This window comes from Nonomuraea sp. CA-143628 (genome assembly GCF_050942315.1).
Lineage (GTDB): Bacteria > Actinomycetota > Actinomycetes > Streptosporangiales > Streptosporangiaceae > Nonomuraea.
Genome location: NZ_CP192072.1, coordinates 8670453 through 8683765, shown reverse-complemented (window position 1 = coordinate 8683765; position 13313 = coordinate 8670453). Strand labels below are relative to the sequence as shown.

Here is a 13313-nt window from a genome sequence, read left to right as displayed (position 1 = left end):
GAGGACTGGCCGGCACTCCGGTGCAGGTGACGGGCACGGTGCTGACGACGCGCCGGGTCGACGCCTACCATGCCCTCACCGTGGTGGCGCCCGGCATCGCCGAGCGCTACCGGCCCGGCCACTTCGTGTCCGTCGCCGTCGGCGGGGCCCACACGTCGATGGTGACGCGGCGGGCCTTCTCCATCCACGACGTCAAGCCCGACTACGGCGGCACGGTGGAGCTCGTCTTCACCGTGCGCGGCCCCGGCACCGCGTGGCTGGCCGAGCGCCGGGCGCGTGACACGATCGACCTCGTCGGGCCGCTGGGACGGCCCTTCCCGCTGCCGCGCGACCCGGTCCACTGCGTGCTGGTCGGGTCCGAGTACGGCTCGGCGGTGCTGTTCCCGGTGGCCGACCAGCTCATCGAACGCGGCTGCCGGGTCGACTTCGTGCTGGGCGGCGCCAGCGCGGACCGGGTGTTCGGCGCCATGCGGGCCAGGCGGATGGCCCAGACCACCACGCTCACCACCGAGGACGGCTCGCTCGGGCTGCGCGGCCGGGTGACCGACGCGCTGCCCGCGGTGATCGCCGACACACGGGCGGACGTGGTCTACGCGTGCGCGCCCATGGAGACGTTGCGGGCGGTCACGGCGGTGGCGATGGAGTTCGACATCCCGGTGCAGGTGGCGGTGGAAGAGGCGATGGCCTGCGGGATCGGGGTCTGCATGACGTGCGTGCTGCCGGTCATCGGGGATGACGGCGTGACCCGGATGGTGCGGGCCTGCGCGGAGGGGCCGGTGTTCCGGGGGGAGCGGGTGCGGTTCGAGGATGTGGGGACGATCCCGTTCGACGCGCTGGGGGCGCCCGGGGGGCAGGGCGGTGCTCGCCATGCGGGCTGATACTCACTGCCCGCGCTCTTTCTGCCGCGTCCTGCGCGATCTTGCGGCTGTCTCTCCGCGGCGCCCGCGTCCCGCTTGGCTGTTTTTCTGCGGCTTTTTTGCGCGGGTGGGCTGACGTGTCGGTAGATATGAGGACTTTTCTGGCGCACGTGGAGCTCGCCAACCCCATCACCACCGCCGCCGGCTGCGCCGCCTCGGGCCGCGAACTGGCCCAGTTCTTCGACCTGCACCGCCTGGGCGCCCTGACCACCAGCTCGATCACCATGGCCCCGCGCGCCGGCCGCCCCACCCCCCGGATGGCCGAGACCCCCTCGGGCATGCTCAACGCCGTCGGCCTCCAGGGCCCCGGCATCGACGCCTTCCTCGAACGCGAGCTGCCCTGGCTGGCCCAGCGCGGCATCAGGACCATCGTCTCGATCGGTGGCGGCACCGTGGCCGAGTACTCGGCGCTGGCCCGCAGGCTGGCTGACGCGCCCGGCGTCACCGCCCTGGAGGTGAACCTGTCCTGCCCGAACATCGAGGACCGCGGCCGGGTCTTCGCCCGCGAGGGCAGCGCCGCCGCCGAGGTGATCGCGTCGGTGCGCTCCATCATGCGGTACGACGTCCCGGTGGTCGCCAAGCTGGCGCCCGACGTGGCCGACATCGTGGCGGTCGCCCGCGCCTGCGTGGACGCCGGAGCCGACGCGCTGTCCATGATCAACAACCCGCTCGGCATGGCCATCGACACCGAGGCGCTACGGCCCTCGCTCGCGGCCGTGACCGGCGGGCTGTCGGGACCGGCCATCCTGCCGCTTGCCGTACGGTGCGTGTGGCAGGTGCACGCCGCCCTGCCCGGGGTGCCGCTGATCGGCGTCGGTGGCGTGACGACCGGGAGGGACGCCTTCCAGCTCATCCTGGCGGGCGCCTGCGCGGTCGGGGTGGGGACGGCGCTGTTCCACGACCCCTACGCGTGCCTGCGCATCGAGCGAGAGCTTGAGGACCTGCTGCGGGCACGCGGCTTCCAGCGGCTGGCCGACGCGGTCGGCCTGGCCCACCGTCCGCCGGGGAGCGCCCCCCGGCACCTGCTCGTCGACTCCGAGGAGAGCTCCCCTTGACGCCCGCACCCATCGCCGTCGCCCTCGACGCCCCCGACCTGGAGACCGCCGCCAGGTGGGCCGCCCTGGTGACCCCGCACGTCACCACGGTGAAGATCGGGCTGGAGCTCTATCTGCGCTACGGCCCCGACGTGATCGCCTCGATCCGGGGCGCGAGCGGCGTACAGGTCTTCCTGGACCTCAAGCTGCACGACATCCCCAACACGGTCGCGGCGGCGGCCAGGGCGGTCGCCCGGCTGCGCCCGGCCATCCTCACGGTCCACGCGGCCGGCGGCCCCGCGATGATCCGCGCGGCCGTCGAGGCGGCCCCGGACACCCAGATCGCGGCCGTCACGGTGCTGACGTCGCTCTCGGAGGCCGACCTGAGCCGCATCGGGCTCGCCGGCCCCGCCTCGGACGCGGTCCGCCGCCTGGCCGTCCTGTCGGTCGAGTCGGGCGCGACGGCCCTGGTGTGCTCGCCGCACGAGGTCGTCGACCTGCGCTCGGAGGTCGGGCCGGACATCACCCTCATCACACCCGGCGTACGTCCCGCCGGGGCGGACAGCCAGGACCAGGCGCGGGTGGCGACGCCGGAGCAGGCGCTGGCGGACGGCGCCGACCTCCTGGTCATCGGCCGCCCGATCACCGCCTCCCCGGACCCGGGCGCCACGGCCGCCGCCATCGCGTCCTCTTTGCGGCGCACGACCCCCTTCTAAGGGGGTTCGCGCCCTTAGGGGCCTTCCGTGTTCCTGACGGGTCTTCGTGCGCGGCCCATCGCGGCGTGGCATCGGTGCGCAGCGGCGAACCTGCCGCCGCCAGTGCCACACCGGGAAGGACCCGCGTCCGTCAGCTCACGGCCGAGTGGACGGCGCGTCGTTGTCCGGCGCGCCACCACAAGCGGCCGACCAGCGAAGCCTGGCCCAGCCCACCATGCGGCAGGCCGGTGTGGCTCAAGCTCCCTGAGGTGAGCCGGTGCAGCCCAGCCCCGTGCGGGAGGCCCCGCCGGCCCAGCGCGGAGGCCCGGTCAGCCGCCGTAGTTCGGGCCCGTGCGGAAACCCGGTCGGCCGGTGTAGCTCAGGTCCACCGCATGGCGGCCCCGACCAGCCAGGCACGGCTCGGCCCACCGTACGGCGGGCCGGTCGGTCAGGGCCCCGTGTGACGGGCGGATGTGCCGGGAGCACAGCCGTCGTCACCCGGCCGTGGTGGGACCGCTCCCATGAGCACACGTACGGCGGATGGCCGTGTACGCACGGTGAGCGCCTCCCCGGAGGGACGCCGACCCCAGAACGGCGTCCCACGACGACCCGCACAGGGTCGCGAGAACACCCCCACAGGGCATACGGATGCCCACCTCGGGCGGGGTTTCGGACGTAAACCCGCGCACGTTTCGGACACCGCTCCCTGACGGGTGGGTGATCATCATCGTACCCCCACGGCGCTTCCTGTGTGTAAGGAAGAAGCGGGAAGTGGGGGCGATTTGATCAGCACTCTGTAGTTTTACATACACGGAGAGTGATGAAGTGGATTTTGTGGGGAGAGAAACTGCCATTGACGTTGCTTAGGGGGCGATGACCAGCTAGTTTCCCTTCCCGTCCGAGTACATCGACAGAAATTCGAGGTGACCCGGCGTGGCTCTTCCTCCCCTGACCCCTGAGCAGCGCGCCGCAGCCCTGCAAAAGGCTGCCAAGGCCCGTAAAGAGCGTGCCGAGGTCAAGAACCGGCTCAAGCATGGCGCGGTTTCTCTGGCTGAGGTGCTCAAGGATGGGCAGACCGACGACGTCATCGGCAAGATGAAGGTGTCGGCCTTGTTGGAATCGCTCCCAGGCGTGGGCAAAGTCCGCGCCAAGCAGCTCATGGAGCGGCTTGCCATCGCCGAGTCCCGCCGCGTGCGGGGTCTCGGTGCGAACCAGAGGGCATCCCTCGAGCGCGAGTTCGGTGGCAACGAGAGCTAATCTCGGTTCCACACGAAAGCGCAGGTTCAACGGGGGGTAGGAAGTGACCGACAGGTCCAGGTCCGGCAGTGTTTGGGCCCATGAGGCAGTCGGATCTGGAACGAGGGTCGGCGACTTCCTCCCCTCGAGCGAGCGGCGCCTGACGGTCCTGTCCGGACCGTCGGGCGTCGGTAAGTCAACGGTCGTCGCCGAGATTCGGCGGGCACACCCCGAGGTGTGGCTGTCGGTCTCGGTGACAACCAGGAAGCCCCGGCCCGGTGAGGTGCACGGGCTCCACTACTTCTTCGCCGACAACGAGGAGTTCGACCGGCTCGTGGAGTCGGGGGAGCTGCTCGAGTGGGCGGAGTTCGCGGGCAACAGGTACGGCACGCCGCGCGCCCCGGTGCTCGACCGGCTCGCCGCGGGCATGCCCACACTGCTCGAGATCGACCTCGAAGGCGCCAGGCAGGTGCGGCAGAGCATGCCGGAGGCCCTGCTGGTGTTCCTGGCCCCGCCCTCCTGGGAGGAGCTGGAGAAGCGGCTGCGCGGCCGCGGCACCGAGCCGGAGGACGTCATCGCCCGCCGCCTTGAGGCCGGCCACGTCGAGATGGCGGCCGAGAAGGAATTCGACCTCACGCTGGTGAACACAAGTGTCAAAGAGGTGTGCCGCCGGCTGATAGCCTTGATGACTGACCCTCAGGGGGTCATCAAAACCACCAACCGAGAGGTCTGACAATCGTGGCAGGAATTGCCCCGGTCGCAGAGGGCATCACCAACCCGCCGATCGACGCGCTGCTCGACATCGTCGACAGCAAGTATTCCCTGGTGATCATGGGTGCCAAGCGCGCCCGCCAGATCAACGCCTACTACTCCCAGCTCGGCGAGGGCCTGCTCGAATACGTCGGGCCGCTGGTCGAGACGCACGCGCAGGAGAAGCCGCTGTCCATCGCGCTGCGCGAGGTGGCCGAGGGCCTGCTCAACGCCGAGCCCATCGAAGGCGCGGTCTGACCCGTTAGATGAAGAGGGTCGTCCTGGGCGTCAGCGGGGGCATCGCCGCGTACAAGGCGTGTGAGCTGTTGCGCCTGTTCACCGAGTCCGGGCACGAGGTGCGGGTCGTCCCGACCCGCGACGCCCTGCGGTTCGTGGGCGAGCCCACCTGGGCGGCGCTGTCCGGCAACCCGGTGACGACCGACGTGTGGGAAGACGTTCACGAGGTGCCCCACGTACGGATCGGCCAGCGGGCCGACCTCGTCGTGGTGGCGCCCGCGACCGCCGACGTGCTCGCCAAGGCCGCGCACGGCCTGGCCGGCGACCTGCTCACCAACACGCTGCTGACCGCGCGCTGCCCGGTGGTGTTCGCGCCCGCGATGCACACCGAGATGTGGCAGCACCCCGCCACCCGGGCCAACGTCTCGACGCTGCGCGAGCGGGGCTCCGTGGTGATCGATCCCGCGGTCGGGCGCCTCACCGGCGCCGACACCGGGCCCGGGCGTCTGCCCGATCCCGCCGAGATCTTCCAGATCTGCCTGCGCGTACTGGCCGGCCGTCCGCGCGACCTGGCCGGGCGGCGGGTCGTCGTCTCGGCCGGCGGCACGCGTGAAGCCATCGATCCGGTCCGCTACCTGGGCAACCGGTCCTCCGGGCTGCAGGGGTACGCCCTGGCCCGCACGGCCGTCGCCCGCGGGGCCCAGGTGACGCTGGTGGCCGCCAACGTGTCCCTGCCCGATCCGGCCGGGGCCGCCGTGGTGCGGGTGGAGTCGGCGGCCGAACTGCGCGAGGCGGTGCTGACCGCCTCGGCCGCCGCCGACGTGGTGGTGATGGCGGCGGCGGTGGCCGACTTCCGGCCCGCCGCGCGGCAGGACTCCAAGATCAAGAAAACTGAGGGCGATCCCGAGCCCCTCTATCTAGTGAAAAATCCCGACATCCTCGCCGAACTGGGCGAACGCCGACGCGCCGCAGGACCGCCCTCCGGGGTGGCGGCCGGGACGGATTCGACTGTGGCCGTCGGGCCGGAGTCCGAGGCGGTCGTCGCTCGTCATCCCGAGGTGATCGTCGGGTTCGCGGCCGAGACCGACGACGTGCTCGCCAACGGGCAGGCCAAGCTCGCCCGTAAGGGCTGCGACCTGCTCGTCGTCAACCAGGTCGGCCCTGACCTGGCCTTCGGCACGCCCGACAACGCGGCGACCGTGCTGGTCGCGGGCGGCGAGCCGGTGGAGATCCCCCGCGGCCCCAAGGACGACGTCGCCGACGCCGTCTGGGATCAGGTCGCCAAGCTGTTGCGGCATCCCCGAACGCCTGCCGATACTTAAGACAAAGGGGGCAAAAGGGGGCGGGGAATGCCGGTGAGTTCCACTGTCAGAGATCGATGCAGAACGTTGCTCGGCGATCAGGGGGACATCCGCTACGTCTTCCCCGCGCTGTCCCTGGGCCCGTCGGGCACGGGCAACTTCCTGATCGTGGTCACCGACACGGCCATCTCCGTCCTCGCCACCCGGATGCTCCGGAGCGACCGCCCGGTCTCCGTCCACGCGACGTTCCCCCGCCACACCAGGCTCGGGCCGATCATGCAGGCTTCCGGGCCGGTGATCGAGCTGGGCGTGATGGCGTTCGAGTTCGAGGAGGAGTACGCCGCCGTGGTCGCCGCCGCCGACGCGGAGATCTTCGCGCCGGAGACGCTGCCCCCCGACCCCCTGCCCGACCTGTGAACGACCCGTTTCGCGACATGCCTGTGGGTAGGGCTAGACTTCGGCGAGGCACTGGCCGGGGTGTACAGTCGCCGGAGCCCGCACGTCCGTCAGCAGCCGCTGCATGAGGAGCCACTGAGTTGTCACGTCGCCTGTTCACCTCCGAGTCGGTCACCGAAGGCCACCCGGACAAGATCGCCGACCAGATCAGTGACGCGATTCTCGACACCATGCTCAAGGACGACCCCAAGAGCCGGGTCGCCGTCGAGACGATGATCACTACCGGCCAGGTCCATGTCGCAGGCGAGGTCACGACCGAGACCTACGTCGACATCCCCGCCATCATCCGGGAGAAGATCCTGGAAATCGGCTACGACGCCTCCCACAAGGGCTTCGACGGCGCCTCCTGCGGCGTGTCGGTGTCCATCGGGGCGCAGTCGCCCGACATCGCCCAGGGCGTCGACGACGCCTACGAGCACCGGGTCGACGGCGACATCGACGAGCTCGACCGCCAGGGCGCGGGCGACCAGGGCCTGATGTTCGGCTACGCGTGCCGCGAGACGCCCGAGCTGATGCCGCTGCCGATCACGCTCGCGCACCGGCTGGCCCAGCGCCTGTCCGAGGTCCGCAAGTCCGGCACCGTCCCCTACCTGCGGCCCGACGGCAAGACCCAGGTCACCATCGAGTACGACGGCGACCAGCCGGTCCGTCTCGACACCGTGGTCGTCTCCACGCAGCACGCCGCCGAGATCGACCTCAAGGAGATGCTGACGCCCGACATCAAGGAGCACGTGGTCGACCCCGTGCTCGCGGGCCTCGACATCGACATCGAGGGCTACCGCCTGCTGGTCAACCCGACCGGCCGCTTCGAGATCGGCGGCCCGATGGGCGACGCCGGCCTCACCGGTCGCAAGATCATCATCGACACCTACGGCGGCATGGCCCGCCACGGTGGCGGCGCCTTCTCCGGCAAGGACCCGTCCAAGGTCGACCGCTCGGCCGCCTACGCGATGCGCTGGGTCGCCAAGAACGTCGTGGCCGCCGGGCTCGCCGACCGCTGCGAGGTCCAGGTCGCCTACGCCATCGGCAAGGCCCAGCCGGTCGGCCTGTTCGTCGAGTGCTTCGGCACCGAGAAGCTGCCGGTCGAGAAGATCCAGGCCGCCGTGCTCCAGGTGTTCGACCTGCGCCCGGCCGCGATCATCCGCGACCTCGACCTGCTGCGCCCGATCTACTCGGAGACCGCCGCTTACGGCCACTTCGGCCGTGAGGGCTTCTCCTGGGAGTCGACCGACCGCGCCGAGACCCTGAGGTCCGCCGCCGGTCTGTGACCGTTACCGTCAGATGCCGCACCCCGGCTTGGGGGTGCGGCATCTGCGTGTTCACGGCCGGTCGGGCGGGGGCCGTTCTCTGAGGGAGGCCGTGGAGACGTACCGTGGTCTCCTTGGATCTTCCGGAAACTGGGGAATGGATCATGCCATGGCGTGCCACGACGACCAGCTTCGTGGGTCGCCGTCAGGAGGTCGCTGACGTCCGGCGGATGCTCCAGCGCAGCCGCCTCGTCACCGTCACCGGCATCGCCGGGGTGGGCAAGACCCGTGTGGCCGTACGGGCCGCGCAGCTCATGCGGCGGGCCTTCACCGACGGCAGCCGGTTCGTCGAGCTGGCCGGGCACACCGACCCCGACTCTCTCGAAGAGGTCATCGCCCAGGCCCTCGACGTCAGCGGTGACCTGACCGCGCAGCTGTTGCGCCGCCGCCTGCTCCTGGTGCTCGACACCTGCGAACACCTGACCGCCGCCTGCTCCGCCCTCGTACAGTCGCTGCTGCGCGCCGCCCCCGGCCTGCACGTGCTGGCCACGAGCCGGCAGGCGCTGCGGGTCCCCGGCGCGCACGCGGTCATTGTTCGGCCGCTGGCCGTACCAGGTGGCGAGTCGGCGCCCGCCGACGTGGCGCGGGTGGAGTCGGTGTCGCTCCTCCTCGACCGGGTCGCGGCCGTCGACCCCGGCGTTGATCCCGGCTTCGAGCTCACCGAGCGGAACGCGGCGCCCGTCGCCGAGCTCTGCCGCCGCCTGGAGGGCATCCCGCTGGCGATCGAACTGGCCGCCGCGCACGTCCGCCGGTCGCCAGTGGACGAGCTGCTCGCGCGGATGGACGCGTACGGCGACCCGCTCGGCCGTCCGGACCCGCTCGATCGCCCGGACCTGGACCGGCACCCTGGCCCGAGCGGCCGCTCCGACCCGCCCGGCCGCCCGGACTCGGACGGGCAGTCGGTGGCGTCGGACGACAACGGGCGGCGGGCCACATATCCCGTGGACGTGGGTGGGCAGCGGGCCAGGCACGTGGCAGATGCGGGCAGGCGGCTCAGGCCTTCAGCGGATGCCCAGGGGTTCCGGGGGCGCGACTCAGCGGACGTGCGAGGGCCGCAGGGGAGCCATCCAGCGGAGGTGGTCGGCCCTTGGGGCAGGCGTTCGCCGGAGGTGGGTGCCCAGCGAGGCGGAGACGCCACCACGCGGGCCGTGATCGCGTGGAGCCACGGGCTCTGCCCGCCCGAGGAGCGGCTGCTGTGGGAGCGGCTGAGCGTGTTCGCGGGGACGTTCGAGCGGGCGGCGGCCGAGAAGGTCTGCGCGGGCGGCCCGCTGCCCGCCGCGCGGGTGCGCGCCACGCTGGCGGCGCTGGTCGAGAAGTCGATCGTGACCAGGGAGCAGGACGAGGGGCGGGCGGTGTACCGCATGCCCGACAGCGTGCGCGAGTTCGCCGCCGCCCGCCTGGCGGGCAGCGGCGAGCGGGAACGGCTGCGGGCGCGCCACCGCGAGCACTACTACGCGCTCGCCGAAGCGGCAGGTCGCTACCGGGGCGAGGCAGCAGGCCGCGTGTACTCGGCGGGCCGTGACAGAGGTGAGGCGTCAGGTCGTGACCGGGGAGGGGAGACAACCCCGGTCAGGGCCGAGTGGATCGAGGCGGCGAGTCGTGACCGGGATGAGGAGATGGCTCGGGTCCAGGCCGAGGTGGCGAGTCGCGACCGGGATGAGGAGTTGACCCGGGTCAAGGCCGAGGTGGCGGGTCATCGCCGGAATAAGGGGATTGTCCGGATCGGGGATGAGTGGGCCGATCTGCGGGCCGCGCTCGAGTCCTTCGCCGTCGGCCCGGCCGTCCGCGAGCGCGGGCTGCGGATGGCTCTGCGGCTGGGCGGGCTGTGGACGTTCGGGGGCATGGCCCGGTACGGGCGCCGCTACCTGGAACGCCTGCTGCCCATCACCTCCTGCTCCGACCCGATACGGCTCGACGCCCTGTCGCTGCTCGCCCACTTGGCGGCCATCGGCGGCGACCTGGACGCGGCCCGTGAGGCGCTGGAGGAGGCCGAGGCACCCGCGGCCCGGCTGGGCTCGCGCGGCGCCCTCCACCTCGCCAAGGCGCGCGGCACGGTGAGCCTCTGCGCGGGCGACCTGCCCGCGGCTGAACGCCACCTGGCCCGGTGCGTCGACGGCCTGTCGCCCAACGGTGGCGTCCATCCGCTCGACGCCACCGTCGAACTGGGCCTCACCCTGCTCCTCGCCGGCCGTACCAGCGAGGCGGAGGAGGTTCTCGCCAAGGCCGGCGCGCTCGGCCGGGAAGCGGGCGACGGCGCCACCGCCGCCTGGACGGAGCTCGCGCTCGCCCTGGCGCGGCGGACGGCCGGACAGTACTCGGAGGCGGACACCCTGGCCAGAACGGCGCTGCGGACGCAGGTGTCGCTGCACATGACGTTCGGGCGGGCGCTCTGCGTCGAGCTCCTCGGTCGGCTCGCCGCCGACCAGGGCCGGCCCGCCCGCGCCGCCCGGTTACTGAGCGCGGCGCAACGGTTGTGGGGGTACGAGGTGAGCCCCCTGCTCGGCGCGCCGATCCTCGCCGCCGAGCGCGACGGCCACCTCAAGGAACTACGCGAGACCCTCGGCCGGCAGCACGGCAAGGCCGTCGCCGAGGGCCGGGCCATGTCGGAGGAGGAGACGATCGCCGACGCGCTCGCCCCGGGTGTCACGCCTCCTACCCCGGCCGTGCCGTTCTGGGCGCCGCTCACCCCGCGCGAGGCGGACGTCGCCGAGCTGGTCGCCGCCGGGCTGACCAATCGGCTGATCGCGCAGCGGCTGGTCGTCGCCCGGCGCACGGTGGACTCTCACATGGAGAACATCCTCGCCAAACTCGGATTCTCCGGGCGGAGTCAGGTCGCCGCCTGGGTGATCGGGCGGCAACGCGAGCAAGGCTGAGCCCCGTCTGCGGCTCTGGGACGGGCAGACACGGGGGCTTGGGGACCGGACTGGCGTAGGGCCGAGGACCGAGCAGGCGTGGGGTGGGGACCGGGCGGGCGCGGGGCTTGGGGCCGACAAGCGTGCGGGCGTTACGGGTGGTCCGGGTCTGGTAGACGTAATGCGTGACCGACTCCAACGCCCTCCTGCCGCTCGACGCCGTGCGGAGGGTGGAGCCGTCCAAGCCCGGTAAGGGGGCGCCGGTTCCCGCTCCTTCGCGGCCGGTGGCCCGGGTGGCGGTGGACAACCCGCTGCCGCACCTCGATCGGCCGTTCGACTACCTGGTGCCGGTGACGATGCACGAGACGGCCGAGCCGGGGGTGCGGGTGCGGGTGCGGTTCGCCGGTCAGCTGGTGGACGGGTTCGTGCTCGAACGGGTCGAGGAGAGCGAGCACGCGGGCAAGCTCACCGCCCTCGAACGGGTCGTGTCGGGCGAGCGGGTGCTGACCGGGGAGATCGCGGGCCTGGCCAGGGCGGTCGCCGACCGCTACGCGGGCACGCTCGCCGACGTCCTGCGCCTGGCCATCCCGCCCCGCCACGCCAGAGCGGAAGCGACCCCCCCAAGACCCGCCGAAACGACCGCCGCGCCAACCGAACCGGTTCCCGGTACGCCCGGTGGCGCGGCGACTGGTCCGGTTTCTGGTACGTCCGGGGATGCGGTGACTGGTCCGGTTTCTGGCCAGCCGGGCGACGCGGCGACAGATACGCCTACCAGCCCGGTCACCGACACGACCAAAGTCACTCCCGCCCCGGCCGACGGCGCGTCCGCCGGGCCCTGGGACGACTACCCGATGGGGCCGTCGTTCCTCGACGCGCTGCGCAACGGCCGGGCGCCCCGGGCCGTATGGTCGGCCCTGCCGGGGGCCAGGGGGTGGGCCGGGGCGGTGGCCGAGGCGGTCCGCGCGACTCTCGACGGCGGGCGGGGCGCGGTCGTCGTGGTGCCCGACGGCAAGGACGTGGCGCTGGCCGACGCCGAGCTCACCCGGGTGCTCGGTGACGGGCGGCACGTGGCGCTCACCGCGGACCTGGGCCCGGCCGAACGCTACCGGCGCTGGCTGCGCGTCCTGAGAGGGCAGGTGCGGGCGGTCGTGGGCACCAGGGCCGCCGTGTTCGCCCCCGTGGCCGCGCTCGGTCTGGTGGCCATCTGGGACGACGGTGACGACCTTCACGCCGAACGGCTGGCCCCCTACCCGCACGCCCGCGAAGTCCTCGCGCTGCGGGCCCATCGCACGGGCGCGGCCATGCTGATCGGTGGCTACACGCGCACCGCCGAGGCCACGCAGCTCATCGCCAGCCGCTGGGCCAGGCCGATCGTCGCCGCCCGAACCACGATCAGAAGCCTCGCCCCCCGCGTACATCCGGCCGGAGAGGACGCCGAACTCGCCAAAGACCAGGCCGCCCGCCAGGCCAGGCTGCCCAGCCTGGCCTGGCGGGCGCTGCGCCAAGGGCTGGAGTCCGGTCCGGTGCTGGTCCAGGTGCCCCGGCGCGGCTACCTGCCCGCGCTGGCCTGCCAGAACTGCCGCGCCCCCGCCCGCTGCGCGCTCCCGCCCACCCGCCTCAGCGCGGCTCCAGGAGCCGAGGCGAGCGAGCCGAACGCCGACATCCCCGGCCTGGCCATGGCGGCGGCCGGCCGCGGGACGAAGCACAGCGGGCTCAGGCTCGAAAGTGAGCCCGGTTCCGCGGGGCCGCCGTCGTGTCATGGCCCGCTCGGCCTGCGAGGCGGTCACTCCGCCCCCTACTGCCGCTGGTGCGGCCGGGTGGACGCCGGCTGGCGCTGCCCGAACTGCGGTGGCCATCGGCTGCGAGCCGTCGTCGTGGGCGCCCGCCGTACCGCCGAGGAGCTGGGCCGGGCCTTCCCCTCGGTCCCGGTACGCACCTCCGGACGCGACGGCGTGCTGGCCACCGTGCCCGCCACCCGGGCCCTGGTCGTCGCCACGCCCGGCGCCGAGCCGGTGGCCGAGGGCGGTTACGCGGCGGCCGTGCTGCTGGACGCGTGGGCGCTGCTCGGCCGGCCGGACCTGCGGGCCACCGAGGAGGCGCTGCGCCGCTGGACGAACGCCGCCGCCCTGCTCCGGCCCGGTGCCGAGGTGGTGGTGCTCGGCGACGCCGCGCTGCCGGTCGTACAGGCGCTGCTGCGCTGGGACCCGATCACCCACGCCGAGCGTGAGCTGGCCGAACGCGCCGAGCTGGGCTTCCCGCCCGCCGTACGGATGGCGACGCTCACGGGCAGCGCCGCCGCGGTCCGGCAGATGCTCGACGAGACGCGCCTGCCCGACGGCGCCCAGGTGCTCGGCCCCGTGCCGGTGGACGAGGCGGGCAGGGAACGCGCCATGATCCGCGTCCCGCGCGGCGGCGGCGCCGCGCTGGCCGCCGCGCTCAAAGGGGCCAGTGGGGTACGTGCGGCCCGTAAGGCACCTGATGTCGTCCGGGTGAGTGTCGACCCGCTCGACCTGATTTAAGCGGTTTCC

At 72.7% G+C, this 13313-nt stretch carries 11 protein-coding genes; all 11 read left to right on the top strand.

Features of this window, described 5'->3' with window-relative positions; genetic code table 11:
* The first annotated feature begins 5 nt into the window (after window positions 1-5).
* The 11 genes from ACQP2T_RS39495 to ACQP2T_RS39445 all read left to right on the top strand — a co-directional run bounded on the left by ACQP2T_RS39495 (window position 6) and on the right by ACQP2T_RS39445 (window position 13304).
* Window positions 6-878, top strand: coding sequence for a dihydroorotate dehydrogenase electron transfer subunit (locus tag ACQP2T_RS39495; RefSeq protein WP_263656021.1), 873 nt, complete (start codon window positions 6-8; stop codon window positions 876-878).
* 128 nt (window positions 879-1006) lie between these two features.
* Entirely contained in the window at window positions 1007-1972 is a 966-nt protein-coding gene (locus tag ACQP2T_RS39490; RefSeq protein WP_358444884.1) for a dihydroorotate dehydrogenase, read from the top strand.
* Window positions 1969-2667, top strand: a complete 699-nt coding sequence (gene pyrF, locus ACQP2T_RS39485) for an orotidine-5'-phosphate decarboxylase (protein ID WP_433509962.1) — start codon at window positions 1969-1971, stop codon at window positions 2665-2667. The genes ACQP2T_RS39490 and pyrF overlap by 4 nt, the downstream gene beginning before the upstream one ends.
* A 912-nt stretch (window positions 2668-3579) precedes the next feature.
* A complete protein-coding gene (gene mihF, locus ACQP2T_RS39480) occupies window positions 3580-3903 on the top strand; it encodes an integration host factor, actinobacterial type (protein WP_214637712.1) in 324 nt (107 codons plus the stop codon).
* Window positions 3904-4042: 139 nt separating this feature from the next.
* Window positions 4043-4615 (top strand): guanylate kinase, encoded by a 573-nt coding sequence (gmk, locus tag ACQP2T_RS39475; protein ID WP_363990336.1) that lies wholly within the window; start codon window positions 4043-4045, stop codon window positions 4613-4615.
* A 5-nt stretch (window positions 4616-4620) separates the two neighbouring features.
* Window positions 4621-4890: a DNA-directed RNA polymerase subunit omega gene (gene rpoZ, locus ACQP2T_RS39470; RefSeq protein ID WP_214637710.1), complete on the top strand. Its 270-nt coding sequence runs from the start codon at window positions 4621-4623 to the stop codon at window positions 4888-4890.
* A gap of 8 nt (window positions 4891-4898) precedes the next feature.
* Window positions 4899-6191 (top strand): bifunctional phosphopantothenoylcysteine decarboxylase/phosphopantothenate--cysteine ligase CoaBC, encoded by a 1293-nt coding sequence (coaBC, locus tag ACQP2T_RS39465; protein WP_433509961.1) that lies wholly within the window; start codon window positions 4899-4901, stop codon window positions 6189-6191.
* A gap of 66 nt (window positions 6192-6257) precedes the next feature.
* On the top strand, window positions 6258-6587 hold the full coding sequence (locus tag ACQP2T_RS39460) for a hypothetical protein (protein ID WP_433509960.1): 330 nt from the start codon (window positions 6258-6260) through the stop codon (window positions 6585-6587).
* 119 nt (window positions 6588-6706) lie between these two features.
* On the top strand, window positions 6707-7894 hold the full coding sequence (metK, locus tag ACQP2T_RS39455) for a methionine adenosyltransferase (protein WP_433509959.1): 1188 nt from the start codon (window positions 6707-6709) through the stop codon (window positions 7892-7894).
* 143 nt (window positions 7895-8037) lie between these two features.
* Window positions 8038-10806 carry a LuxR C-terminal-related transcriptional regulator gene (locus ACQP2T_RS39450; RefSeq protein WP_433509958.1) on the top strand — a complete coding sequence of 923 codons (2769 nt, stop codon included), beginning with the start codon at window positions 8038-8040 and terminating at the stop codon, window positions 10804-10806.
* A gap of 164 nt (window positions 10807-10970) precedes the next feature.
* Entirely contained in the window at window positions 10971-13304 is a 2334-nt protein-coding gene (locus ACQP2T_RS39445; protein WP_433509957.1) for a primosomal protein N', read from the top strand.
* Window positions 13305-13313: the final 9 nt, after the last annotated feature.

What these genes read in the sequence shown, in the direction of transcription:
- ACQP2T_RS39490 (WP_358444884.1), top strand. Translation starts at nt 1,007, where the DNA reads ATGAGGACTTTTCTGGCGCACGTGGAGCTCGCCAACCCCATCACCACC.
- coaBC (WP_433509961.1), top strand. Translation starts at nt 4,899, where the DNA reads ATGAAGAGGGTCGTCCTGGGCGTCAGCGGGGGCATCGCCGCGTACAAG.
- ACQP2T_RS39450 (WP_433509958.1), top strand. Translation starts at nt 8,038, where the DNA reads ATGCCATGGCGTGCCACGACGACCAGCTTCGTGGGTCGCCGTCAGGAG.